This is a genomic window from Mesorhizobium sp. M1217, assembly GCF_040318275.1.
Classification (GTDB): Bacteria; Pseudomonadota; Alphaproteobacteria; order Rhizobiales; family Rhizobiaceae; genus Mesorhizobium.
Map to the genome: position 1 here is coordinate 155831 of NZ_JAMYMA010000001.1, position 24031 is coordinate 179861.

The following is a 24031-nucleotide window of genomic DNA, read 5'->3' on the forward strand; positions in this document are numbered from 1 at the left end:
GCTCAACTCGTTTCCTAGCTTGCCAGGCGTCGCGACTCGCTGAGGAGATCATCTCGAAACGTCGAGACGAGGACGGAGGGGGCGTTGCTCTCGCGAGACACGACGTACACCGGCCAATTCACGCTGAATCGTTCCGGATTGATTTTTCGCAGTATGCCGAGGTCAACCCATGCGGCAGCGTATTGATCAGGAAGATAGCCGATGTGGAGACCCGTCAAGATGAACTGGAGAGTCGCCTCGACGTGCATCGAAACAACTGTAGAGTTCCAATTGGTTTCGACCATTTCCTGCTGCTGAGTGACAAACCCTCGCCGGACGAAATCCACCTGACGCAGGTCGTCATCGCTCAGCGTGCTTTCGGAGCGGCCGAAAAGCGGATGCTTCGAACCACAGTAAAGCGTTATTCTTTCGGAGTAGGCCTCCTCGTACTTCAAGCCATTCAGTGGGCTCCGGCTTCCGGTAAGACCAAGATCGCAGCGACCGTCATAAACCCCCCGCTCGACGTCGTTGGATGGCACCACATTCATGGTTATTTCAACGCCATTCGAGCGCTCGCGAAATCGCTGAAGCGCGCCTACCAGAGGGTTCAGCGGATCGCTGGCAATGTTTTCCATCTGCCATATCGTCAGTTCGCCCATGATCTGCCCCTTGGACCCGGCGACTGTCGTTCTGAAACTGTTGATCTCGCTAAAGAGCCGCAGGGTGGCCTCATACACGACCTGTCCCTGTGGCGTCAGAGAGAACCCACTAGGACCGCGAACGCAAAGCTTCAAGCCGAAGCGCGTCTCCAAGTCGGATATGTGGATTGAGATCGTTGATCGGCCCAGGCCGAGCGTTTCCTCGGCGGCCGCGAAACCATTGCATTCGGTCACCGCCTTAAAGACCCGAAGGAGCCGGATGTCGACCTTGTCTAGGGGTGGGATTTCTAAACGCATATTCCGCCTTTCGACCGTGCATCCGCCGCTCCAGGATAAATCCCGCACGACTTCATGGGGTGGTGCCAGCCCATAAATCACAGTTATCGCGAGAGGACCATTTCGCATTGACTACATCAGATTTATGTGAGACGAGACATTGTCGACAGAGGACAGTCGCCAACAAGATAATGGGGAACGTCAATGAAACTCCTTGAAAAGCTCGCTCTTGCGGGCACAATCGCTATGACCATGTCAACCTGGAACGTCGCTAAAGCGTCGGAAAAGATTTCGATCGCGCACTCGACCTGGATTGGTTACGGCGCGCTCTACATCGCCAAGGAAAAGGGCTTCTTCGAAAAGGCAGGACTGGATGTAAGCCTGCAGATCATCGAGGCATCATCAGACGCCATCGCCGCCATGCAGGGCGGCCAGATCAATATCGTCGCCTCGACGATGGACAACTTCGCACTGTTTACCGGAAACGGAGCTGACCTAGAAGTTCTGACCGCGCTCGACGAGTCGGCCGGCGGCGACGGAATTGTCGCGAAGAAGGAGATAGCGACCGTCCCGGACCTGAAAGGCAAATCAGTCGGTGTTCAGAAGGGCTCGGTCTCGCAGTTCCTTCTCGCGCAGGCGCTCAACAAGGCTGGATTGAAGCTTGAAGACGTCCATGTCATCGACATGAAGTCGGGTGACGCCGGCGCAGCCTTCGTTGCCGGCAGCGTCGATGCCGCCGTGACGTGGCAGCCGTGGCTTTCAAAGGCCGCTGCTACCGACTTCGGCAAGATCCTGGCCGACACCAGCACGATGCCAGGCCTAATCGTCGACGCGCTCGCCGCGAAGTCAGACTATGCCAACCAGCATAAGACGGAGATGAAGGCGTTCGTCGACGCCTACTTCGAAGGCATCGCTTTCATGGGGAAGAACCCGGCGGAGGCGCATGAGATCATCGCTCGTAATCTGAAGATGAGCACCGAGACACTCGAGGGCACGCTGAAGGATGTTCGCTTCTTCAGCAAACAGGACAACGTGGCGTTCTTCTCCGGTGATCGCAGCCCGGCCTTTGCACTCGTCTCCCAAGCTGGTGAGTTCTATCAGAAAATCGGCGTGCTGCGCTCGACGCCGGACGCCGCAAAGGTCGTCGGCATCGCTGGCGAGCTGGCAAAGTGAGCCTGGAGGGACGATGCGGACTTTCCAAACGCTTCCGATGAACAGCGAAATCAAAACCGCGGGCGTCTCCGAAAGACGCCCAGGTCTCCTCACCAAGGTGCGGACATATTTGAGGCCCAGGGCAAACCTGCCTGCTGGCGAACGGATGACGATTTCCGTCGTCGGGGTACTGGGCTTTTTTCTGCTGTGGCTGCTTGTCACCGAGGCCAGTTGGATTCAACCCTTCTTCCTTCCCAGCCCCATCGCCGTCGCCAGTCGTCTGGCCAACATGGTCGTAAGCGGTGGCTATTTGGAGGATGTTTGGGCGAGCTCTTACCGTGTATTCGGCGGATTTTTTATCGCGGCGGTAGTGGCCGTGCCGATCGGCATCCTCATCGGGAATTTCCCGTTCTTCCGTTCCCTTCTCGAACCGTTGCTCAGCACCGCGCGCTATTTGCCTGCAACCGCCTTCGTGCCGCTGATGATCATCTGGCTCGGGATCAATGAATCTCAGAAAATCTCGATCGTCTTCATGGGCACGTTCTTCCCGCTCGCCCTGTTCATCGCGAGCATTTCGGAAGGCGTTTCCAGCGACCTTATGAACAGTGCCTACTCGCTTGGAGCGAGCTCACGACAGGTGTTCTTCAAGGTTCTGCTGCCCGCCTGCGTTCCGGCAATCGTGGACGCGCTGCGCATTACGGCGGGCATCGCCTGGACCTATGTCATCGTCGCGGAACTCGTCGGAGCGGACAAGGGAATGGGTATCGCCATCCTGCAGTCCCAGCGCTTCCTTCTGACGGACCAAGTCATCGCCGGGATCGTCGCCGTCGGCATCCTGGGCGTCTTGACCGACCTCGCCTTCCGCTATGCGCACCGCAAGTTTTTTCCCTACATGTACTGAGGACCACCATGACACGCGTTCTTGTCGACAACGTCAGCGTGGAATTCGCCCGGCATCGGGAAGCACCGCAGATAGCGCTGACGAATACCAATCTGGAAATCGAGCAAGGTGAGTTCGTCTGTCTTCTGGGGCCATCCGGATGCGGAAAATCGACTTTGCTCAATGTCGTGGGCGGGCTGGTGGAAGCTTCGACCGGGTCAATCAAGGTCGATGGACGATCCGTTGCCCAACCAGGCCCGGATCGCGGAATGGTCTTCCAGAACTATTCGCTCTATCCATGGCTTACGGTGAGGCAGAACATCGAGTTCGGCCCGAAACTGAATCGCTGGCCGAAGGCCAAGGTCTCTCAAATCGCCAATGAACTCATTGAGATTGTGGGTCTCAAGGAATACGCGGATCAGTTTCCGAAAGTCCTTTCGGGCGGCATGAAGCAACGCGTGGCGATCGCCCGCGCTCTGGCGATGGAGCCTAGCGTTCTGTTGATGGATGAGCCGTTCGGGGCGCTCGACGCACAGACACGTTCCCGGATGCAGGAACTGTTGCTCGATATCTGGTCTCGCAAACGGACCACCGTGATCTTCGTGACCCATGATATCGAGGAAGCCGTCTATCTTGCGGACCGCGTGCTGGTCATGAGCGCGCGCCCCGGCAGGATCATCGAAGACTTCAGAATTGAACTGCCGAGGCCGCGCGTCCCCGACATCGTCGCGAGCGAGGAATTCACCCGTTACCGCAAACACATGCTCCACCTGCTGAGGCATTGACGCGCTGATCTAAATTTGCGGCCTCTTGGCCTCAATGGCCGACAAGAAAGGAATGAAATGTCGAACGAATTCAATCCCGTTAATTCATCCGTAACCCCGCGATACGCCGAGATCGCAACGTTCATGCGCGCCGCCCGGTCGGAGATTTCCCCTTCCATCGACATCGCTCTGGTCGGCGTTCCCCTGGATCTGGGCGCGACGTACCGATCCGGTGCACGACAGGGACCGGCGGGCGTTCGTGAGGCCTCTCGCTTGATCCGCCAGGTCAATCCGACAACCGGCGTCGCTCCATACCGCATCGCGAATATCGCCGATATCGGCGACGCGCCAACCCATCCACTCAGCGTCGAGAAAAGCGTCGAGCACATTGAACAGTTCTTCCAGCGTGTCCACGAAGCTGGTGCCGTCCCGATTTCTGTGGGCGGGGACCACACGGTCCCGCTTCCAATTCTCAGGGCAATAGCCAAGGACGGCCCGGTCGGTCTGATCCAGATCGACTCGCATTCCGATACCTTCGATGAATTCATGGGAACGAAGTACAACCACGCCACCTTCGTGCGCCGTGCGGTGGAAGAAGGCCTTCTCGATCCCAAGCGGATCGTCCAGATCGGTTTGCGGGGTACCCGCTACGGCGACGACGACATTGTCTATGGCGGTCAGGTCGGCATCCGAATGATCACGATGGACGAGTACGAGACGATGGGCCGCGCAGCGGTCATCGAGGAGATCAAACGCGTAATCGGCGCCGGCCGGACTTACTTCTCGATCGACATCGACGGTCTGGACCCGAAGGACGCACCCGGCACGGGTGTCCCAGAACCAGGCGGCATCGTGATGCGGGACGCCCAAATGATCCTGCGGTCGCTCAATGGCATCGATTTGATCGGCGGTGACATCTGCGAAGTCGTGCCGTCGCTCGATCCGACGGGGATCACCTGCATCAACGCCGCGAACCTGATGTTCGAGCTCACGTGCCTGGCGGCGGTAGCCCACCAGAACCGCACGACGAAACAGCCTTGATCGGCCCGAACAGAACAAACGTAAGGGAGGACATCATGTCAGGCCAAGCCGCGTTGCGCGAGCTCGCAAACAAGTACTTCGACGCGCTGTATTTCGGGAAGGCGGACCTCTTCGCTGAGGTGTTTCATCCCGCAGCGATGCTCTACTGCTTCACCGAAGCGGAACCCGTAATCATGGGCGTCGACAAGTACCTCGAGATCGTGCGGGGCCGTGTTTCACCGGCGTCTCGCAACGATCCGAGGAGAGATGAGGTCGTTGCGATCGAGATCGCCAGCCCCACGACAGCCCATCTTCGCGTCAAGGAGGTTTTCATTCCGAAGAACTTCGTGGACGAACTGACCTGCGTAAAAACCGCCGACGGATGGAAGATCGTCTCGAAGGTTTGGCACTTCACTTTGGATGCACAGTGACTGCGAGAATGGAATCGTAAAATGACAAACGAAAACCAGAAGGCACTTCACACAAGTGCCGAAATTTTCGATGCCTTCATCGAGCGATCCTGGCGGTCAAATGCTGAACGGCAGAAGGCGAAAGGCGCTGAATTCGTCATCGGCAAACGCGAAGGCGTTTACATGTGGGACATCGAGGGCAAGCGGCGCCTGATCGACTGCGGCACCGGCGGCGGCGTGCACGCGTTGGGACATCGCCATCCGGAGATCTTGGCTGCGCTGCGGCAGGCGCTCGACGACGGCCGGGACACCGGGCTTTGGTCGGTACCAAATGCCAAATATTTGGAACTCCAGGACAAGCTGGCGGCGCTCGCGCCCAAGGCCCATCTGAATCGGAGCGTGATTACTCTTTGCTCCACTCTTTCGGTCGATCTGGCCACGATGTTCGCGTTCCGCGTTACCAAGCGTCAGAAGATGCTTGCCTACAGGCATGGATATCACGGCCACACAGGATTCGCGGCCATCGTCACGGGCTCGCCCGAAGAAGGGATCATCGACCACTATAATCTTCCTTCGCACTCGAACTTTCTCGAGCGGTTCGGCGATATCGAGGAACTCGACCGTCTTCTTACCTCCGAGATCGCGGCCTTCATCATCGAGCCGATGGACTACGAGACCTTCGAGGCGGCTTCCAACGACTTCTTCACCCAGGCTTCCCGCCTTTGCAAGGAGCGTGGCGTCCTGTTCATCGTGGACGAAACACGCGCGGGTCTGGGTCGAACAGGGACACTGTGGGCTTCTGAGCAGTATAACATCGATCCGGACATGATGATCACCGGCAAGGGCTTGTCGGGCGGCCTGTATCCAGCGAGTGCCGTATTGATGCGGGCGGAAATCTACGAGCAGTGCATGAATCAGCATCGGTTCGCGTATATCTCCAGCCTCGGCGGCAACGAGATCAGCTGTATTGTTGCGGCGAAGGTGCTTGACGTCGCCTCCAGTCCGGCTTTGTTGGAGAACGTCCGCAAAGTTGGAGCGTACCTTCATAACGCCTTCCAAGCGCTCTGCTCAAAACACTCCGACGTCCTCAAGGGCGTTACATCCTTCGGGCTCGCCGTCTCGGTTCAAGTTGCCAACCGGAATGTGGGGCGTGAGCTCTACAGAGATATCCTCGCCGATGGTATTTTGTGCCACAGCGTCGCGGAAATCGATCCGCCCGGTCTGAAGTTCTTTCCTCCGCTGGTGCTAACCGAAGTGGAGGCCGATACCATCGTTGATGCTCTTGACCGCGCCGCCTCCTTGCTGCGCAAATCTGTGAAACCCGCTGCGTAATCCGCCCAACCTCCCCGGCCAAAAGCCGGGGAGGTTCTCCACATTGGAAAACGGAGCGGATCCGTATCGTTGCACGGTTTCGTATTCTTTTTTCGCAAGTTCCGCTAAGTTGCCTGCGCTGATGCTGGACCGAATTCGGTAGGCTGCGCCAACCATGAAGAAAGGCCCGCCATGGGTGTCGTGAAACAAGATGAAACCAACGGCTTGGTGATCCAGCGTAATTCGGTGGCTGATCAGGTGTACTTCGACCTCCGTGCCAAACTTCTTTCAGGACAGATTGCCCAGGGGGAGCGCATTGTCGAAGCGAGCATCGCCAAATCTCTCGGCATCAGCCGCGCGCCAATCCGCGAAGCCGTCAACCGCCTGACCGAAGCCGGACTTCTTGAGAGCCGCACCCATTACGGGACCTCGGTTATCCAGATGAGTGCGGAGAAAATTCGCGAGTTGTATGTCGTGAGGAATGCCATTGAGGCGTTGGCGATCAGGGCGGTGGCCGAGCGCCACACTTCCGAAGACGTCAAGAAGCTGCGCAAGCTCATCAAAACGATGTCGAATTTTGCGAAGAATGGCGATTTGCCTGGCTTGGTCGACGCAGAACTTGAATTCCACGAAGCTCTCTGGCGGATGGCCAAGAACCCGTACATCGAAAAGGTCGCCGGGCTTTTGTTCGACCATCTTCGCCTCGCGCTTACGATCGACAATGCCGGTTACAAGAATCTCATGGACGTTGCGCAGGAGCATGAGCCTCTCGTGCAAGCGATAGAAAGCGGCGATCCAGACAAGGCCGCCGCAGCGCTCGCTGAGCACATAATGACATCACTGGACGCCTTTGCTTCCACGAAATAGCTCAACGCGGCCGGACGGCAGCATCGCGAGCTCAGCACCAAATTTCCCATTAATCCCGACATGAGGCCGTTCCTAAAGGTCAAAAATGTCGACAGTAGACAGAAGAGTACTTCATCATGCTCAGAAATTCAGTTGGTGCGGCCATTGACGAAGCGATCGACGCTCCTGCGCTTATCGCGGCTTGCCAGGAGGTGGTACGCATCGAGAGCCTCACCGGCCAAGAGGCGAATGTCGCGAAATTCGTCGCCGAAAAGATGATCGAGCTTTCCTTTGACGACGTAAAAATCGATGCGAACGGAAATGTTATCGGGACGGTTTTCGGCGACGGGACCGGGCCATCCGTCATGATCAACGGCCACATCGATCACGTCCCGGTCGGCGCTATGCAGAATCCGTTCTCCGGCGAACTCGTGGACGCCGCCCGTTGGGGCGAAAGCGGTCAGGCCATTTTCGGCCGTGGATCGTGTGACATGAAGTGCAACGTCATCTCGGCCGTCTATGCGATGGGTGCCCTGCAGCGCAGCGGCCTGAAGCCGGGCGGCGATGTGATCGTTGTCGCCGACGTCGAGGAAGAGACGGACTCTCCCAAGGGTGTGAAGTCGGTTATCGAAGGAGGCATTCGCGCGGACTATGGAATCTCCGTGGAATCAACGAGGGGGCAAGTCTATCTCGGTCACCGCGGCAAGCTGGAGTTCGAGGCCTGCTTCCATGGGCGAACCTCCCATGCGTCGGAGCCGTCGAACGGCGTCAATGCGATCTATCTTTCGACGGCGTTCATCGGTGCTTTGGAGCAATACGCGTCTACGCTGCCGGAAGACGAGCTCCTTGGCCCTGCCACGGTAGTGGTGACCGGCATGCATTCCTTCCCGGACAATGGCACCGCCGTCGTACCGGACCTCGTGAAGATGAGGGTCGACCGTCGCTACATCAGGGGAGAGGATGAAGAGAGCTGCCTGTCGGAAATCCGTCAAATCCTAAAGTCCGCATACGGAGAAACCGAGGGGGTCAAGTGGACCGCCGAAGTCACCAATCATTACCCGTTGATGTTCACCCCACAAACCAGCCTGGTGGCTCAGGCTGCCATCGTCGCCGCACTCGACGTCGACGACACCGCCCCGGCAATCTCCGCCTGGCGTTTCGGCGTGAACGGCACGTTCATGAACGCCGCCGGCATCCCCACGATCGGCCTCGGTCCCGGCGACGAGAAGTGGGCGCATACCCCTGAGGAACATGTCGGGACGGCCGACCTCGTCAATTCCGCGCGCAAGATTGCCAGGGCCGTCATGGTTCTGACCAAAGGCGGGGAGGCCTGATATGAGCGACAAAAAGCAAATCGGCCAGACGACGGTGGCGGACGCCATTCTTCGTCTCATGGAATCCTATGGGATCGACACGATTTTCTCCATTCCCGGTGTGCACACCGTCGACTTCTATAAATCCCTTCCCGAACGGCGGATCAGGCACGTGACGCCTCGGCACGAGCAGGGTGGCGCGTTCATGGCATACGGCTATGCCTTCGCGACTGGCCGACCGGCCGCGTGCATGCTCATCACCGGACCCGGTGTGCTCAATGCTGCCACAGGTATTGCCGAAGCCTATTCGGACTCCATTCCGGTGTTCGTGATCGCCGCGAACAACTTGCGCGGAGAAATCGGAGTGGGCCGCGGCGCCTTGCACGAGACCAAGTCGCAGTCCGCTGTCCAGGAGCAGATTGCTGCTTTCACCCATACCTTGCTCGAGCCTTCAAACATCGAGGAGGTTTTCCACCAGGCCATGTCGTCAATGGAGGTGTCGCGTCCGCGGCCGGCCCTGATCGAAGTTCCAAGAGACCTCCTCAGTTCGAAGGTGCCGGTGCCCGGCGAGCAAGCGCTCCAATTGTATAGACCCGGGCCGCACCCGGATGTGATCAGCCGAGTCTCCTCGATGCTAATGGGCGCCAAGCGTCCCATCATGATCGTCGGCGGAGGAGCTCGCAGCGCGAACCGAGAAGTCCTGGCGCTCGCGGAGCAACTTGGCATTCCCGTGGTGACGACGAATACTGGTAAGGGAATCCTTCCGGAAACCCATCCCCTTTCCCTTGGCTCAAGTCTTCCTTTTCCTCCGATGCACCGCGCGATCGAGGATGCCGACGTAGTGCTGGCAGTCGGAACGGAACTCAGTGAGACTGACCTGCTCTACACCTGCAAGAGCTACCGGATAAATGGTGCGTTGATCAGGATCGACATCGATCCGCGACAGTTGACTATGAACTATCTCCCGCGCATCGCTATGCTCTCCGATGCCAAGGTCGCGCTCCAGGCGATAATCGAAGGGTGCGGCGGTGCCGACGCGGATCAGAGTGAAATCGCTCAGCGACGAGTCGCCGGCATCAGGGCGGCAGTGGAAAAAGACGCAGGTTGGTCCGCGGAGTCCCACAAGCACAAGCCGATCTTGGGAGCCATAGCGGCAGCGCTTGATCCGAATGCCGTCATCTGCGCCGACTCCACCCAGCTTGCGTACACAGGCAATCACTTCTTCCCCTCGAAAGAGCCTGGCACTTGGCTGTTCCCGAACGGCTACGGCACCCTTGGAAGCGCCCTCCCCGCCGCCATCGGAGCGAAGATCGGCTGCCCGGATCGTCAGGTGGTCGCGATCGTAGGCGACGGCAGCTTCCTCTACACGATCGAGGAACTCACCTCGGCAGTTGAGAATGAAGTCAGCCTTCCAATTATTCTCTGGAACAACCGAGCATATGGCGAAATCCGAGATGCAATGATTGCGTCCGACATCCCCACGGTGGGCGTGGACCTCTACACGCCCGACTTCCAGATGATTGCGACGGGCTTCGGATGCCAGGCCGTTCAAATTGAATCGCTCGAACAACTCAGCCGTGAGCTCAAGGAAGCTTTCAAGAGAAACAGGCCGACCCTGCTCCAGATAGACAACGACGCGGCAATGTTTTCAGGCGCAGGCGTGTCATGAACAGCGAGACCCTTGAGGCTAGCCTTCGGCAGCTCGTGGGCGGATCGAATGTCCTTGCCGGGCCGCCAGATGGCCCGGCACTTGTCGTCAGACCCGGGACCACCGAGGCAGTGGCGGAGTGCCTGAAACTCTTTCACGGGCAACAGGCTCCCGTGGTTACGCTGGGGGGGCTCACCGGGCTCGTGCATGGTACCCACACGCCATCGCACTACTTCGGAATTTCCACCGAGGGGCTGAACAAGATCGAGAGCTTCGACCCGAGCACGCGCCTGCTTGTGGTGGGGGCGGGAACGAAGTTGGAGGCGGTCCATGATTTCGCTGCGGAGCACGAACTGCGGTATGGCGTCGATCTAGGCGCCCGGGGCAGTTGCACCATCGGTGGAAACATCGCCACGAACGCGGGCGGGAACTCCGTCGTCCGGTTTGGCATGACACGATCCAATGTTGTCGGCCTTGAAGTGGTCCTTTCCGACGGGTCGATCCTTACCGATCTAAGGGGCTTACCCAAGAACAACGCCGGCTACGACCTGAAGCAGATATTCATCGGCTCCGAGGGAACGCTGGGTGTCGTGACCAAGGCTTTGCTGAAGCTCAGCCCGCGCCCGGCCGGCACGGCGAGTGCTCTGTTGGCACTCAACCACCTGGACAGCGCCCTCGTGGTGATGGAGGCAATAGAGCGTGCCTGCGGCCATTCCTTGCTGGCCTTGGAAATCATGTGGAACGGCTATTTCGAGAAAGTGAGCACCGCACTGTCGGCAGAGACGCCCCCGCTTCCACCGGGCCATCCCATTTATTTGCTCGCGCAGGTCGAGGGCATGGATAGTGGCGAACAGGCAGTCGAAAGTTTGGTCGGGGCCTTGGAGGGGATCGAGGACATTATCGACAGCGCGCTGGCGACCACACCGGTCCAGGAGCGCCGTCTCTGGTCAATCCGTGATGGGTCCGATGTCATCGAGAGAGCCCATAAACAAGTGCTTTCCTTTGACGTCAGCATGCGGCCACATAAGTATGCGGCTTACATCGCAGACGTCGAAGCGCGCCTCAAGGCCCGGGTATCAAACGCCACTGCCTACTATTTCGGGCATCTCGCTGACGGCAATATTCATTTCATGATCGGACACGACGGGCATTCGTCCGACGCGACACGCGTTATCGAGGAATGCGTCTATGACCCCTTGGCGTCCTACGAACCGTCTTCGATTTCTGCCGAACATGGGATCGGCGGAGAGAAGGCCGCGCATCTGTGGCGGTCCCGGTCAACCGCTGAAATCGCTGCGATGAACCGCATCCGCGCTGCTCTCGATCCTGCAGGAATTCTAAATCCGCATATATCGTACGAACCCAAATCTCTTGGTGCGCGGGCATCCTGAATCCCACAGCGAATCGTGACGAAGCGGTTGATCGTGAATTCACCGCCCAATCTAGCCGCGGGCGCGGCATTCCCAGGTCGGACGTAGGCAGGAAGAGTAAAAGCAAGTATTTCTGGTTCTGCGTCTACCTGATGTTCAGCTCACCGCGATCAAATCCTGATTGACGTCGGCGATCGTTTGGCAGCCGCTCATGTCCATGGTCCGTGCGAGTTCTTCCCTAAGAATGCTCATCATTGAAATAGCTCCTGCCTTTCCACCAGCCGCAGTGCCGTACAGCATGCTACGTCCCAGCAGGACCGCCTTCGCGCCACTAGCCAGCAGCTTGAAGTCATCGCTGCCGCGCTGAACCGAGCTGTCGGCCAGCACTGTCATGCCGGGACCAACGCAGTCGACTATTCCGCGGAGTACATCGATTGGCGCAATCGCGCTGTCCAGATTACGTCCGCCATGGTTCGATACAACGATGCCGTCGGCGCCGACGCGTTTGGCCTCCAGCGCGTCCCCTTGCCGAAGGAGGCCTTTGATCACCATGGTCCCTTTCCAACGGTCGCGAATTCTGGCCATGTGCTCCCAACTTAGGTCTGGCATAAAGTCCAGGGGGTATCCCCGGTTTCTCCTGAGTAGATCCTTTCGGTATTGGTCCGGATAGTTCGCGAAAGTGGGCATCCCTTCCGTAACGACATAGCGCCCTAAAACGCCAAGGGCCCAGCGCGGATGCGTGGCCACATCAAAAACATTGCGAGGCGAAAATCGCAGCGGAACATCGAAACCGTTTCTAACATTGAACTCTCGATTCGGCAGAACGGGAGTATCTACAGTGACGACAATCGTTCGGACGCCTGAACTCCAAGCTTTGTCCGTCAGGTTGAACGAGATTTCCTCTTTGTCCCACAAATAGAGTTGAAACCATATCGGTTCTGGGCTCACTCGCGCGACGACCCCTATTGAAGTTATCGCCTCTGTCGCAGCCGTGAACGGAATGCCGAACTCCGCCGCAGCCTTGGCGAGTTCCATCTCGCCATTGAAGTAGACCAATCCTGCGAAAGCCGTCGGCGTGACCACCAGTGGCGCGCTGTATTCGTGACCGAAGAGCGAAATCGTCGTCGATCTGGTTGAACTGCTTCGCAAGGCATACGGTGTAATCTTGATCCGATCGAAGGCAGCTCTGTTCCCAACAAGCGCCCGCTCGTCTTCGGTTCCCCTGTCAATGTATTCGAAAATCCCTCGCGGCAGGCGGCGTTTTGCGATTTTTCGCGCCTCTGCAAAATTAAGGAAACCTGCTCGATCCGTCACGCTTCACTCGCAATTTCCGTATCAGGTTCCGCGAGGATCTTGCCAAGTCAGTCGCTGCTGCCTTCGACACCACCGTTGCCAGGCGACGGGTTAATCAACAGACAGATGCGGCGCCCGCATCGCCCGGCGACGTCTTTCAGGGCAAGGCCGATTTATCGAGCCTGGGCGGAGAGAACTGGACCAAGCCTGGGCTGAGCTAGCATCGGCACGCTGCTCATTTACAGGTCGACAGGCCGAGATATTGGTCCCATTCGCGCTTCGAAGGATCATCGGGAATGCATCCATATTTCACATAGATCGTGTGCAGAGGCAGGGATTCCGTTGATGAAACGAGGACCAACACCAATGCAAACCCCGCACAAACAGACCCCGCGAGGACCACATACCAAAGGTTGCCCGGAAACCTCTGAGAATTAGCCACGCTTATATTTCCTACTGATACCCTGGTTGTGGAAGCTTGGCTGCGGTTGAGTTGACCATCATCGTCGGACCGGTCTCGCTGAAACGCTTCAGAATTCTGGAACTCATGCCAATGATGTCGACCACAAAGAAAAGCTTCCACATCGAACTTAACCGGGGCAGCCCGAAAAAATGCCTGGATCGTCCGTTCAAAACGCGCACCCCATGTGTCTCAAGTCGTCCAGCAATCAATAATTCGGCGGACGCACATGCGGCACCTTGTCTACGCTCGCCCTAAATTTGCTAAAGTGATTTGAGTAGAACCACGGTTTGACAGCATCAAACTTGGATATGCTTGCTGGATGGGAGCTCAACCGCTCCCGCTTGACCGGACCCAGCTTCTCTTGACGATGCACGGTTTCCCCATAGCCGCCCTGAGGATTAACGGCTTTCGACAACTGGCCAGTCGCCCTAGACGCTACAAGCGCCTCAAAAGTTGGAATAGACGAGGATCCAAGGTTGCCAAGAAGCTATTTGCCCGAGCGGTTTCGTCCTCGCGTCGTATCTTCGCTCGGACTAGCGACGCCCAACTACCATTCAAGCCCAAGTACAGCCGCTAGCCCAGTCCGCCGTCCAGCCGCCATCGACCATTTGAGCCGTGCCGGTCACCAGGCGGAGGCGTCCGATGCCAGGAGGGTCGACCCGCAGGGGCAAGCGGCTTTTGCGTCCTGTTTTGTCGGCAAAGGTTTAGATCGTTCGCCCGCCATCGATCGGGAACTCCACGCCCGTGATGAAATCCGCTTCATCCGATGCGAGGTAAAGAGCGGCAGCCGCGACATCCGATGGCCTGCACAGCCGACCGAGCGGGATGCTGTCGATGAACTTCTGGCGGTTGGCTGGCGTATCCGGGACACCCATCAGGTCGGCAAGCAGGGGCGTGTCGCCTGCCACGGGACACAGCGCATTGACCCGAATCTTCCACGGCGCGAGTTCGACGGCGAGCGACTTGGACATTAGGTTCACCGCCCCCTTCGAGGCATTGTACCAGGTCAGTCCGGGACGGGGACGGAGTCCGGCCGTCGAGCCGATGTTCAAGATGACGCCGCCGCCGGCATCGCGCATGTGCGGAACCACAGCCTGCACGAAGAGGTACACCGATTTGACGTTGACCCGGAACACTCGATCGAAAGATGCCTCGTCGGTCTCCAGCAGCGGCTGATTGATATGGGTGATACCGGCATTGTTGACGACGATATCCACTTTGCCGAAGTGCCTGAGCGTCTCCGATACGATTGATCCGACATCCTTGGCCGAACTGACATCGCCCGAGACGGCATGGGCGGCATCGCCGATATCCGAAGCGACACGCTCGCCGGCATCGGCGCGAAGGTCGGCTATCACTACCTTGGCGCCCTGTTTCGTGAACAGTCTGGCGGTCGCCTCGCCGAAGCCGCTGCCGCCCCCGGTGACGATCGCCACCTTGCCGGCCAAACGTCCCGCGCCCTTGCTGGCGTCCAGCTCGCTCAATTGCATCTTGTTGGTGCTCCTGTTCTGTTGCCCATGGACGCTTTCGACCATTTGGGCCGGGTGGTGGATCTTTGGCCGATCAGCTCAGATAGAGAGCGTGCAACCTCTCTGGGCTTACCTCGTGGGGCGGCGCGTGGAGGGCCAGGCGGCCGCGCGAAAGGACGTAGACGTCATGCGCTATCTCCATCAGGCGCGGGACGGTCTGCTCCGCGACGACGACGGACATGCCGAGGTCGCGGTGCAGCCGCTCCACGACCTCGAACACCGTCTGGACCATTACGGGAGATAAGCCGAGGCTCGGCTCATCCAACATCAGAAGCTTTGGCTGCAGCATGAGAGCCATGCCGATGACGAGCATCTGCAACTGCCCCCCCGACATGAGGCCCGCCGGGCGATCGAAGAACTCTTCAAGGATGGGAAAATAGGACAACACGAGCTTCAGCCGTTCCGCATTGCCTTTCGGGCTCTGGAACGATGCTGCCTTGAGGTTTTCTCCCACCGTGAGGTTCCGGAAACATTGCCGCCCATCCTGGACCAGGGCGATTCCCGTGCGCGTGATGGTCGCGGGATGCTTTCCGTTGAGCAAGAACCCATCAAAAATCACCCGGCCTTCGCAGATTTCTCCCTGCTCGAAGGGCAGCATTCCAGCCACTGCCTTCAGCAACGTCGACTTGCCGGCGCCGTTTGGTCCCAGCACTGCCACGATACGGCCCGCCGGCACCTCGAAATCGAGCTTCTCGAGGGCAGAGATGACAGCGTCGTAGCGTGCGCTCAGATTCTGGATTTCAAGCATGGGGATGTCCCGTCAGCCGCTACTCGGCGTTTATCCAGTCGCTGATCGCGACATATTTGCCCTGTTTGATTTGGGAGATTCGCGCCTGCGTCGTGCCCTGGTGGTTGGCATAGTCCACCGGCGGCGTAATTCCACCGGTGTCCACGCCCATCAGGGCTTCCATCTCGTCGCGAACCGACTTCCTGAATGCTGCAAGGTCGTCGGGCGCGCCGCCCGCCTTCTTGACCGCATTGCGGATGGCCGCAGCCATGACGACGCCTTCGTACCAGCCTTTCAGATAGTAGGTGTCGCGCTTCTCGATCTTGTTATTTTCCCCGTATTTGTTGATCGTATCCATCGCCGGAATCTTCTCCCCGAAATCGGCGTAGATCTGGATTGTGCGGAACCCTTCCGCGCCCTCGCCCAATTGTTCGGGAATCGCCGACGCTATGTTGTACATATTGCCCATGAACAGGCTCGCGGGCATGCCGACCTTGGCGGCGTCGCGCAGGATGACGAGCATCTGCGGCGTTGAGGCCTGCACGAAAACGAGGTCGGGACTCTCGTTCTTGATCCGCAGAACTTGTCCGGTCAGATCCTGCGCATCGAACGGAAATTCGACCTGGTCGACGAGTTCGAGGCCCATCTTCTCGATGGCGCCCGACTTGCGGACAACCTCGACCGGGGCACGGCCGTATTCGTTGTTGGCGTGCATGATGACAACCCGCTTGGCGCCTGCTTGCGCGGCGGACCGCAGGCCGATCAGAATCTGCTGTTCATAGGTGGGACCGGGAATGAAGATGTAGGGCAGCTTCTGGGGATCATGCACTTCGCTCGAATGGGAGTCGGTCATGAACGGCACTGCGTCGGCCTGGATCTGGTCGCGAAGAGATTTGACGGCGCCCGTCGACCATCCTTTCACGAAGACGGCGTTTTCCTCGCCAACGCAGCGGCGATAGATCTTCTGTTCTTCATCGAGCTTGTAGCGGCCATCAAGCACGATGGTCTTGATGTGGTTTCCTTCGATCCCGCCTTCGGCCTGGTTCAGATATTCGAAGTGATCGCGCGTGCCGTAGGTCATCCCGTTGAGCAGCGCATCCGGACCGGTGATCGTGCCCCACATGCACACCGTGATATCCGCGGCATGCGCTGCCGGGGTGCCGGCAAAAAGCGCCGCAAGCGCCAGTTTTACGATTAATCTCTTCATAGATTCCTCCCTTTTCCGATCAGTTGATTTCAGTTCTTGTGCTGGGCCGTGGATTGCCAGGCTGCGGGATCGGCCCCAGCCCTCCGCCATCCCGTCGCCCCCTGCCGAAGGCGTCGGATGGCGCGGCCTAACAGCGAATGCAGGCCGCGCGGCTCGTAGATGAGGAAGACGATCACCAGCAGTCCGAACACCATCTCGCGAATGGCGGCGGTCTCCGCTTCGGCTCCCAGGGCCTCGCCAAGCCGTTGGGCGATCTCCGGCAGCAGGACGACGAAGCAGGCTCCGATCACCGAGCCGGTCAGGGAACCGAGTCCGCCCACGATGATCATCGCGACATAGTCTACCGACAGCGCGATCTCGAATGCCTCCGGCGCCGCAATGCGCGTGGTGAAGGCGAGGAGTCCGCCGGCAAGGCCTGCCAGGGCGCCCGAGAACGCAAAAGCCCATAGCTTGGTGCGTGCGACGTTGATGCCCATGCCGCGGGCAACGATTTCGCTGTCTCTTATCAGGATGAATCTGCGGCCGACGTCCGTACGCAGGATCCGCGAGACCGCGATCAGGGAAAGCACCAGCAGGCCGATTGCGATCGCGGCATAACCACGATCGTTCGACAGGTCCATGCCGAGGAAGTGCGCCGGCTGGACCATGAGGCCGGAAACACCGTGTGTCAGCGGCTCCAGAAGCCGGAAGAGATATTCGAGGATGAATTGGGCCGCCAACGTCGCCATCGCGAAATAAAGGCCTTGAAGACGCAGCGCCGGCAGGCCGACCAGCACGCTTACGGACGCCGTCATCATGGCGGCGCAGGCGAGAGCCATGGACATATCGAGGCCCGCGTTGCCGAGATTGCCGGCCGTGTAGGCGCCCACACCGAGCAAAGCGCCATGGCAAAAAGAAATCTGACCGCAGTAGCCGGTCAGCAGATTCAGTGCGAGCGCTCCGATGGAGGCGATGGCGACCACATAGACGATATAGGCTCCATACCGGCCGAGAACCGGCAGGATCAGCAGCATCACGAGAGCTGCGGCCAGCAGCAGAACAATCTGTCGAATGCTCATGATTACACCCTTTCCGTGCCTTTGCTTCCGAAGATGCCCTGCGGACGGACCAGCAGGACAAGGACGAGCAACGCATAGGGAATGACTTGCTGCAGCGCGCCGATGGAATAGATGGTGGTGTATTCCCGCAGCGCCCGTTCGATCAGTGGCGTCAGCAGGCCGTCGGTCATCGCCTGTAGGACGCCGAGCGCCAGTCCACCAACGATGGCGCCCGGCAGGCTCGTCATCCCGCCAAGCACGATGACCGGAAAGGCCACGAGCCCGATATTCGACAACCCTATAGAAAGCCCGTTGAGGGATGCGAGCAATGATCCGCCGAGGCCAGCGAGCATTGCCGAGGTCGTCCAGGCGATCGTCACCTGCCGATCGACGTGAATTCCGATGGCCAGCGCGGCGCGCATGTTGTCAGCCGCGCATCGCTGCATGAGACCAAGAGGCGTATACTGGTAAAAGGCCAGAAAGGCCGCGCAGAGCATCAACGACAACGAAAAGGCGGCTATGTAATTGTACGTCATGAATATCCCGCCCATCTGGATCACGCCGGGCGGAAAGACGGACGGAAACGCCAGTTGATCGGGGCCCCAGATCAGCAAACAGACGGCGCGGAAGACAATCAGGATGCCCAAGGTGGCCATCATCACAGCCACCACCGGTGCTTTCAGCATCGGCCGCAGCACCAGGATCTGCGTCAAGGCACCCACGCCGCCCATCAGAATGACGGAAAGCAGCAATGCGAGCATCGGATGGAGACCGGCCGACGCCAGCGCATAGGTGAAGAAAGCGCCGAGCATGGCATATCCGCCCTGTGCGAAATTCACCACGCCGGAGCACTTGTAGATAAGCACGATGCCAAGCGCGATGAGCGCATACACGCTTCCAACCGCGACGCCTGCGATGGCGAGCTGCAGGGCGACCATCAAGCTTCTCCAAGATAGACGCGGCGAACTTCTGGATCGGATCGAACCGCCTCTCCGGAACCGTCGAATATCCTCGCGCCGCCGGCCATGACGACAATGCGGTCGCAGGTGCTCATGACGATATCCATCTTGTGCTCCACCATGACGACGGCACATCCCAGCCGGTCCCTGATCTGCTTGACGAAGTCCGCCAGCCTGGCGGCCTCTACAGGAGCCACGCCGGCCACGGGTTCGTCCAAGAGCAGAAGATCGGGATTGCCGGCCAGTGCGCGGGCAATGTCGACGGCCTTGCGATGGCCATAGGACAGTGTCTGCAACGGCTGCTGGCTATGCTCCGCCAACCCAAGCGGCTTAAGGAGCCCGTCGACGAGCACATCATCTTCACGCCGGTCGGTCCGGAAGAAACCCCGCAAGCCACTCTTGGTCGAACGAACAGAGTGCCCCAGCTTGACGATGTCCAGCACAGTCAGATCACTAAGCGACGCGACGTTCTGGAACGTTCGGCCAATTCCCAATCGCGCCAGTTTGGTCGGCGAATTGCCGCCGATTGTCTCGTCGCGCCATTTGATGGTCCCTTCCGACGGGGCGTACATGCCGGAGATGGCGTTCACGAATGTGGTCTTGCCGGCGCCATTGGGGCCGATCAGACCGACGATTTCGCCGGGACGCACATCGATATCCATGCGGTTAACGGCAACAACCCCGCCGAACCGGATCGTGACGCCACGCGCCTGCAGCATGAACTCCAGCCTCTCCTGGGTCTGCCATAGGCCAACCCGCTTTTGTCTGCAGGCTTAATCGTATGAATGTTCGTACAAAGTCAATTGCATTCTTTCCGTTTGCGAAATGAAGCGTATTCTTAAAATACAAAAGTCGGCCTGAAAATGCGCCTCAGGCATGCGTCCTCGCCACACCGCTGCACCATAGTGATCAGCCGGAGTCTGGGTCGCGAGGCTTCCGCGCCGGCGAGCCAGAGCTGGCGCGAATCTCACAAAATAAATTGTCGAATTGTCAGGAATGACCAGCCGACGCGAGTGCGTCGAACGTGCCTAAATTGCATTACCATCCGAATTTTTGTCCTATCCGGGTTCAGTAGCGCTAGTTGTGTGATCGTCCGAATTCGACCACATAGCGAAACCGTTCGGCCGGATATTGGCTTCGCGTCATTTGGAACATCTGATTGTCCCTGTCCGAGTACCAGCGCTTAATGATCAGCGCAGGGCCCTTCTCGGTAGCGGACAACGCACCTGCAATGTCCGGCGGCAACTCTCCCGCCGATATTTCCTGGCGAATGTGCTCTATCCTGACTTGATAGCGATCCTCGATCAGATCTGCGATCGGCCTATTCGCCGAGCGAATCTGGTCGACAATCCCGCTATAAAGTGCGTCGAAGAAAATTTCGACGAGACAGAGAGGGGCATTTGTGTCGTCCTTGTTCCACCGTACGCCCTGGACTTTGACGACGCCGCGTCCGCTGCCGAAGCCAATCTCTTCCGCAAGCGCCGGATCAAGAACCAATTCCTCGATGGACTGCACGTGAAGTTGCACAACCTTTGTGTGCTGCAGCAAGTCCTCTACCGAGTTCCAACCCGTTTGAAACGCCCTGCGTTGCTTTGGTGCAAGTACGCGCGAACCAATGGCAGGGGTCCTTGCAATCATCCCATCGGCTTGCAGATTGTTCAGTGCCGCCCGCACCGTCGCTCTGCTGACGCCGAACCTGGTGCGCAGGACTTCCTCAGTTGGAAGGAGCGCATCCACCGGGAAATGGCCATCGGCCAATTGACCCCTGAGATAGTCCTCTACGATTCGGTACTTGGGCTGACTTTGATGGCGCGCCACCTGCAATAATTCCTTCATCCAATGAATTTCGACGTTAGCTTTCGCGAGTCCCAGAGGCAAGCTAACCAATCTTGACTTTGTACGAACAATCGTACAATAACTCATTGAAAATTGGAAGGTGAGGTTCTATGGGCACTCGAACCGAAACGGACGCCTATGGCGCAATTTCGATCCCTGATGGAGCCTATTGGGGACCCCAAACTGAGCGCTCAAGAATTCTCTTCGCGATTGGCGATGAACGGCTACCGAAAGACGTAGTCCGGTGTTTTGGCGCGCAAAAGGCGGCGGCAGCTTGCGCGAACCTAAAGCTTGGAAAGCTTCCTGAAGACCTTGCCAAGGTAATCATCCTATCTGCGCAGGAAATGCAGGAAGGCTTGTTCGATGATCAGTTCCCAATCTCGCTCTGGCAGACCGGATCTGGCACGCAAACCAACATGAACGCCAATGAGGTTATCGCCAATCGCGCGAACGAAATGCTGGGACATTCTCTTGGCGCGCGCTTCCCTGTCCACCCCAATGATCACGTCAATCTGGGTCAGTCTTCAAACGACACGTTCCCTACGATTATGCATATTTGCACGGTGCGCGCGGTTTTCGGATCGCTGGCGCCGGCGATGGACGGACTGAAATCAACGCTCTCAGCGCGGGCCGAGGAGTTTCACGCCTACATCAAGCTGGGCATGACCCATCTGCAGGATGCTTTGCCTATTACTTTGGGCAGTGAGTTTCGGACCTGGGAACGACAGATCGATGCAGCTTGGGCTGGGATCGAGTTGCATGCCGAAAGGCTTAGCGAACTACCGCAAGGAGGAACCGCAAGCGGCAGTGGCGTCAACGGCACGCCGGGTTTCGCCGGATTGGTCTGCGAAGAGCTTAGCGCCTTTGTAGGAAGAGCGTTGCGCCCAAGCTCGCACCCATCGCAATTCATGGCCGCTCACGATTCCTTCGCGGCCATCTGCGGAGAGCTCAACGTTCTTGCCACGGCCATACTGAAGATCTGCAACGATATAAGACTTCTCACTTCGAGCCTAAGCGGCACGCCATCGCTGACGCTGCCGGATGATGGGTTGTCGTCCTCGATCATGCCGTCCAAACGCAACGCCACGGTCTGCGAGGCTGTCATCCAGGTCTGTATGAGGGTGCTTGGCAGCTCGGCGGCCGTCGTTGCAGCCAACGCATCTGGGACGCTGCAACTGAATACCTGCAAGCCGCTTATTCTGCATGAGGTCCTGAACTCAATCAGGCTTCTTTCGGACGCACAGCTTGTTCTGGCATCGGGATGTATATCCGGCTTGAGAGCCGATCCCGACAATCTCAGGCGTGCTCTCGACCACTCCCCGGTGCTAGGTGCCGTTCTCGCGCCGATGGTAGGCTATGATGTAGCGGCTCGGCTAATACAGTCGGCTGTTGCCACGGGCCTGCCGATCCGTGAAGTGTTTGAACGCGACGGTGAAATGGATGTCTCCGAGTTCGATCGGCATCTCGCACGCGTTCTGATTTCGGACACACTGGCTGCTGGCCAATTGTCGACTCCCCCGTCCGAAGTCGCCAAGCCCCACGCACAGTTCAACGCAAAATGAAGGACTTCGCCAACATGTCCAATTTCAGGCTCTTGATCGACGGCCAAGAAAGAGAAGGCAGCACCGGGCTTTGTGAAGACGTATTCAATCCCGCGACCGGACAGGTGATCGGCGCCGTGGCACATGCGTCGACTGCCGATCTCGACCTTGCGCTCAGCACGGCTGTTCGTGGCCTCTCCGAATGGAGCGCCAAGACGCCATGGGAGCGGGGCGCGATCCTCAAAAAATCAGCCGACCTTCTTAGAGCCCGCAAGGACGAACTGGGCCTGGCAATGACTCAGGAACAGGGTAAGCCTCTCCGAGAGGCGATGGCCGAGGTCGACCGCTCGGCGGATTTCATGGAATGGGCTGGAGAACAGGCCCGTCGAGTCATTGCCGAGGGTCTGATCGGTCGGGACCCGTCGAACCGCATCACCATCGAGCGGCACCCGATCGGTGTCGTTGCGGCGTTCACGCCTTGGAATTTTCCGATGGCCCTCGCCGCCAAGAAGTTTGCCGGCGCACTGGGAGCGGGGTGCGCGATCCTCTGCAAGCCTTCGGAGGAAACCCCGGCTTCCGTGCTCGGTCTAGTGCGCGCGCTGCTGGACGCCGGCGTAACGCCTGCTGCCGTCGGCGTCGTCTTCGGCGTACCGTCCGAAGTCTCATCCTATCTTATTCCGGCGCCCGAGATTGCGAAGATCACTTTCACCGGCTCCATTCCGGTTGGAAAGCTTCTCGCGGCGGCAGCCGGAAAAGCAATGAAGCCCGTCACGATGGAGTTGGGCGGACATGCCCCTGTGATTGTGTGCAAGGACACGGATCCGGAGGCGCTGGCCGACTATCTCGTTCCGAAGAAATTCTTCAACGCGGGTCAGATCTGCATCTGCCCGACGCGTTTCTTCGTCGAAAGCGAGGTGCACGACCGCTTCGTCGACCGCTTCGTCGAAAACACCAAAAAGCTTCGGGTCGGCGACGGCACGCTTGACGATACGCAGATGGGTCCGTTGGCAAGCCCCAAGCGCCGGGAGGCAATCTCCGACCTGGTGGAAGATGCCCGTGCGCGAGGCGCCGCGATTCTCACCGGCGGAGAGCGCATCGGCAACATCGGCAACTTTTATGCACCCACTGTCCTCAAGGACGTTCCCGCCGACGCCAGGATCTTGCGGGAAGAACCTTTCGGACCGCTTGCTCCCATCATCCGCTTCGATGACGAGGCCGAAATGCTGCGACAGGCGAACGGGTTGGAATATGGTCTTTCTGGATATCTGTTCACGAACGACGCGAAACGCCAACGGCGTCTGTCGGACAGCCTGCAGGTCGGCACGATCGGCATAAACGACATTCCGACCCATATCCCTGAAGTGCCGCTGGGCGGCTGGAAGGAAAGTGGATACGGGACGGAAGGCGGCCAGACCATCCTGGAGCCTTACCAGAAGACCAAATTCGTCAGCCAGCGCTGACGGATGCTCTGATGCCACTGACTGGCCGCGTTGATGCTTGGGGCTATCCTAGGCGTTGACCGGCATAGGCGGGATCTCCCAGCATGGAGAGGAACCCGTCCCGTAGCTCATAGCATCAGATCAGCCAGGTCTCTGCTCTTTTTGAGTTCGGCACGACTTAGGCTTTGACGCGCAGATCCTTGTTGACACATGCAAGACGCGGCATGATCTCCGTGCCGAAATCGCGCACCCCCTGCACGAAATCGGGAAACGACCAGAGCATTCCCGAAATGCCGGACTCCTCGGCGATCGCATCGATTGTCGCTGCTGTCGATGCGATGGTCCAGATCGGCCGAAACCGTGTCGGAAGAC

The 24031-nt window shown here is 58.6% G+C and carries 21 protein-coding genes; 12 read left to right on the top strand and 9 right to left on the bottom strand.

Features of this window, described 5'->3' with window-relative positions; all coding sequences use genetic code 11:
• Positions 1–14: 14 nt before the first annotated feature.
• On the bottom strand, positions 15–935 hold the full coding sequence (locus tag NKH37_RS00880; protein WP_353004595.1) for a LysR family transcriptional regulator: 921 nt from the start codon (positions 933–935) through the stop codon (positions 15–17).
• A gap of 183 nt (positions 936–1118) precedes the next feature.
• Between NKH37_RS00880 and NKH37_RS00885 the strand changes: the two genes are divergently transcribed.
• The 10 genes from NKH37_RS00885 (at position 1119) to NKH37_RS00930 (ending at position 11649) form a co-directional block, all read left to right on the top strand.
• Positions 1119–2087 carry an aliphatic sulfonate ABC transporter substrate-binding protein gene (locus NKH37_RS00885; protein WP_353004594.1) on the top strand — a complete coding sequence of 323 codons (969 nt, stop codon included), beginning with the start codon at positions 1119–1121 and terminating at the stop codon, positions 2085–2087.
• Between the two features lie 145 nt (positions 2088–2232).
• Positions 2233–2967 (top strand): ABC transporter permease, encoded by a 735-nt coding sequence (locus NKH37_RS00890; protein WP_353004592.1) that lies wholly within the window; start codon positions 2233–2235, stop codon positions 2965–2967.
• Between the two features lie 8 nt (positions 2968–2975).
• A complete protein-coding gene (locus tag NKH37_RS00895) occupies positions 2976–3731 on the top strand; it encodes an ABC transporter ATP-binding protein (protein ID WP_353004590.1) in 756 nt (251 codons plus the stop codon).
• A gap of 57 nt (positions 3732–3788) precedes the next feature.
• A complete protein-coding gene (locus tag NKH37_RS00900; protein WP_353004589.1) occupies positions 3789–4751 on the top strand; it encodes an agmatinase in 963 nt (320 codons plus the stop codon).
• Between the two features lie 35 nt (positions 4752–4786).
• On the top strand, positions 4787–5161 hold the full coding sequence (locus tag NKH37_RS00905; RefSeq protein WP_353004587.1) for a nuclear transport factor 2 family protein: 375 nt from the start codon (positions 4787–4789) through the stop codon (positions 5159–5161).
• A 21-nt stretch (positions 5162–5182) separates the two neighbouring features.
• The gene (locus NKH37_RS00910) at positions 5183–6472 is read left to right on the top strand and encodes a class-III pyridoxal-phosphate-dependent aminotransferase (RefSeq protein ID WP_353004586.1); all 1290 of its coding nucleotides are present in this window, start codon (positions 5183–5185) and stop codon (positions 6470–6472) included.
• A gap of 171 nt (positions 6473–6643) precedes the next feature.
• The gene (locus tag NKH37_RS00915) at positions 6644–7318 is read left to right on the top strand and encodes a GntR family transcriptional regulator (protein ID WP_353004585.1); all 675 of its coding nucleotides are present in this window, start codon (positions 6644–6646) and stop codon (positions 7316–7318) included.
• Between the two features lie 116 nt (positions 7319–7434).
• Positions 7435–8631, top strand: a complete 1197-nt coding sequence (locus NKH37_RS00920) for a M20 family metallopeptidase (protein ID WP_353004583.1) — start codon at positions 7435–7437, stop codon at positions 8629–8631.
• 1 nt (position 8632) lies between these two features.
• A complete protein-coding gene (locus NKH37_RS00925; RefSeq protein WP_353004582.1) occupies positions 8633–10279 on the top strand; it encodes a 5-guanidino-2-oxopentanoate decarboxylase in 1647 nt (548 codons plus the stop codon).
• Entirely contained in the window at positions 10276–11649 is a 1374-nt protein-coding gene (locus NKH37_RS00930) for an FAD-binding oxidoreductase (protein ID WP_353004580.1), read from the top strand. Before NKH37_RS00925 ends, NKH37_RS00930 begins: the two co-directional genes overlap by 4 nt.
• A 135-nt stretch (positions 11650–11784) precedes the next feature.
• Here the strand turns inward: NKH37_RS00930 and NKH37_RS00935 are convergent, their stop codons facing one another.
• The 8 genes from NKH37_RS00935 to NKH37_RS00970 form a co-directional block, all read right to left on the bottom strand.
• Complete coding sequence (locus NKH37_RS00935) at positions 11785–12942, bottom strand: alpha-hydroxy acid oxidase (protein ID WP_353004579.1); 1158 nt, start codon at positions 12940–12942, stop codon at positions 11785–11787.
• 1146 nt (positions 12943–14088) lie between these two features.
• A complete protein-coding gene (locus NKH37_RS00940; RefSeq protein WP_353004578.1) occupies positions 14089–14874 on the bottom strand; it encodes a glucose 1-dehydrogenase in 786 nt (261 codons plus the stop codon).
• A 73-nt stretch (positions 14875–14947) separates the two neighbouring features.
• On the bottom strand, positions 14948–15661 hold the full coding sequence (locus tag NKH37_RS00945) for an ABC transporter ATP-binding protein (protein ID WP_353004576.1): 714 nt from the start codon (positions 15659–15661) through the stop codon (positions 14948–14950).
• A gap of 19 nt (positions 15662–15680) precedes the next feature.
• Positions 15681–16847: an ABC transporter substrate-binding protein gene (locus NKH37_RS00950; RefSeq protein ID WP_353004574.1), complete on the bottom strand. Its 1167-nt coding sequence runs from the start codon at positions 16845–16847 to the stop codon at positions 15681–15683.
• Between the two features lie 29 nt (positions 16848–16876).
• Positions 16877–17905 (bottom strand): branched-chain amino acid ABC transporter permease, encoded by a 1029-nt coding sequence (locus NKH37_RS00955; RefSeq protein WP_352615904.1) that lies wholly within the window; start codon positions 17903–17905, stop codon positions 16877–16879.
• 2 nt (positions 17906–17907) lie between these two features.
• Positions 17908–18822 (bottom strand): branched-chain amino acid ABC transporter permease, encoded by a 915-nt coding sequence (locus NKH37_RS00960; RefSeq protein WP_353004572.1) that lies wholly within the window; start codon positions 18820–18822, stop codon positions 17908–17910.
• On the bottom strand, positions 18822–19562 hold the full coding sequence (locus NKH37_RS00965) for an ABC transporter ATP-binding protein (protein WP_353004571.1): 741 nt from the start codon (positions 19560–19562) through the stop codon (positions 18822–18824). The genes NKH37_RS00960 and NKH37_RS00965 overlap by 1 nt, the downstream gene beginning before the upstream one ends.
• 358 nt (positions 19563–19920) lie before the next feature.
• Positions 19921–20721 (bottom strand): GntR family transcriptional regulator, encoded by an 801-nt coding sequence (locus NKH37_RS00970; RefSeq protein WP_353040736.1) that lies wholly within the window; start codon positions 20719–20721, stop codon positions 19921–19923.
• Positions 20722–20789: 68 nt separating this feature from the next.
• On the opposite strand from NKH37_RS00970, the gene NKH37_RS00975 reads away from it, so the two are divergent.
• Together NKH37_RS00975 and NKH37_RS00980 are read left to right on the top strand one after the other, a co-directional pair.
• On the top strand, positions 20790–22241 hold the full coding sequence (locus NKH37_RS00975) for a lyase family protein (RefSeq protein ID WP_353004569.1): 1452 nt from the start codon (positions 20790–20792) through the stop codon (positions 22239–22241).
• 14 nt (positions 22242–22255) lie between these two features.
• Positions 22256–23680 (top strand): NAD-dependent succinate-semialdehyde dehydrogenase, encoded by a 1425-nt coding sequence (locus tag NKH37_RS00980; RefSeq protein WP_353004567.1) that lies wholly within the window; start codon positions 22256–22258, stop codon positions 23678–23680.
• Positions 23681–24031 lie beyond the last annotated feature (351 nt).

Excerpts from the sequence above, each read along its gene's own strand:
- NKH37_RS00880 (WP_353004595.1), bottom strand. The coding sequence starts at position 935 with ATGCGTTTAGAAATCCCACCCCTAGACAAGGTCGACATCCGGCTCCTT.
- NKH37_RS00885 (WP_353004594.1), top strand. The coding sequence starts at position 1,119 with ATGAAACTCCTTGAAAAGCTCGCTCTTGCGGGCACAATCGCTATGACC.
- NKH37_RS00890 (WP_353004592.1), top strand. The coding sequence starts at position 2,233 with ATGACGATTTCCGTCGTCGGGGTACTGGGCTTTTTTCTGCTGTGGCTG.
- NKH37_RS00895 (WP_353004590.1), top strand. The coding sequence starts at position 2,976 with ATGACACGCGTTCTTGTCGACAACGTCAGCGTGGAATTCGCCCGGCAT.
- NKH37_RS00900 (WP_353004589.1), top strand. The coding sequence starts at position 3,789 with ATGTCGAACGAATTCAATCCCGTTAATTCATCCGTAACCCCGCGATAC.
- NKH37_RS00905 (WP_353004587.1), top strand. The coding sequence starts at position 4,787 with ATGTCAGGCCAAGCCGCGTTGCGCGAGCTCGCAAACAAGTACTTCGAC.
- NKH37_RS00910 (WP_353004586.1), top strand. The coding sequence starts at position 5,183 with ATGACAAACGAAAACCAGAAGGCACTTCACACAAGTGCCGAAATTTTC.
- NKH37_RS00915 (WP_353004585.1), top strand. The coding sequence starts at position 6,644 with ATGGGTGTCGTGAAACAAGATGAAACCAACGGCTTGGTGATCCAGCGT.
- NKH37_RS00920 (WP_353004583.1), top strand. The coding sequence starts at position 7,435 with ATGCTCAGAAATTCAGTTGGTGCGGCCATTGACGAAGCGATCGACGCT.
- NKH37_RS00925 (WP_353004582.1), top strand. The coding sequence starts at position 8,633 with ATGAGCGACAAAAAGCAAATCGGCCAGACGACGGTGGCGGACGCCATT.
- NKH37_RS00930 (WP_353004580.1), top strand. The coding sequence starts at position 10,276 with ATGAACAGCGAGACCCTTGAGGCTAGCCTTCGGCAGCTCGTGGGCGGA.
- NKH37_RS00940 (WP_353004578.1), bottom strand. The coding sequence starts at position 14,874 with ATGCAATTGAGCGAGCTGGACGCCAGCAAGGGCGCGGGACGTTTGGCC.
- NKH37_RS00945 (WP_353004576.1), bottom strand. The coding sequence starts at position 15,661 with ATGCTTGAAATCCAGAATCTGAGCGCACGCTACGACGCTGTCATCTCT.
- NKH37_RS00950 (WP_353004574.1), bottom strand. The coding sequence starts at position 16,847 with ATGAAGAGATTAATCGTAAAACTGGCGCTTGCGGCGCTTTTTGCCGGC.
- NKH37_RS00955 (WP_352615904.1), bottom strand. The coding sequence starts at position 17,905 with ATGAGCATTCGACAGATTGTTCTGCTGCTGGCCGCAGCTCTCGTGATG.
- NKH37_RS00960 (WP_353004572.1), bottom strand. The coding sequence starts at position 18,822 with ATGGTCGCCCTGCAGCTCGCCATCGCAGGCGTCGCGGTTGGAAGCGTG.
- NKH37_RS00965 (WP_353004571.1), bottom strand. The coding sequence starts at position 19,562 with ATGCTGCAGGCGCGTGGCGTCACGATCCGGTTCGGCGGGGTTGTTGCC.
- NKH37_RS00975 (WP_353004569.1), top strand. The coding sequence starts at position 20,790 with ATGGGCACTCGAACCGAAACGGACGCCTATGGCGCAATTTCGATCCCT.
- NKH37_RS00980 (WP_353004567.1), top strand. The coding sequence starts at position 22,256 with ATGTCCAATTTCAGGCTCTTGATCGACGGCCAAGAAAGAGAAGGCAGC.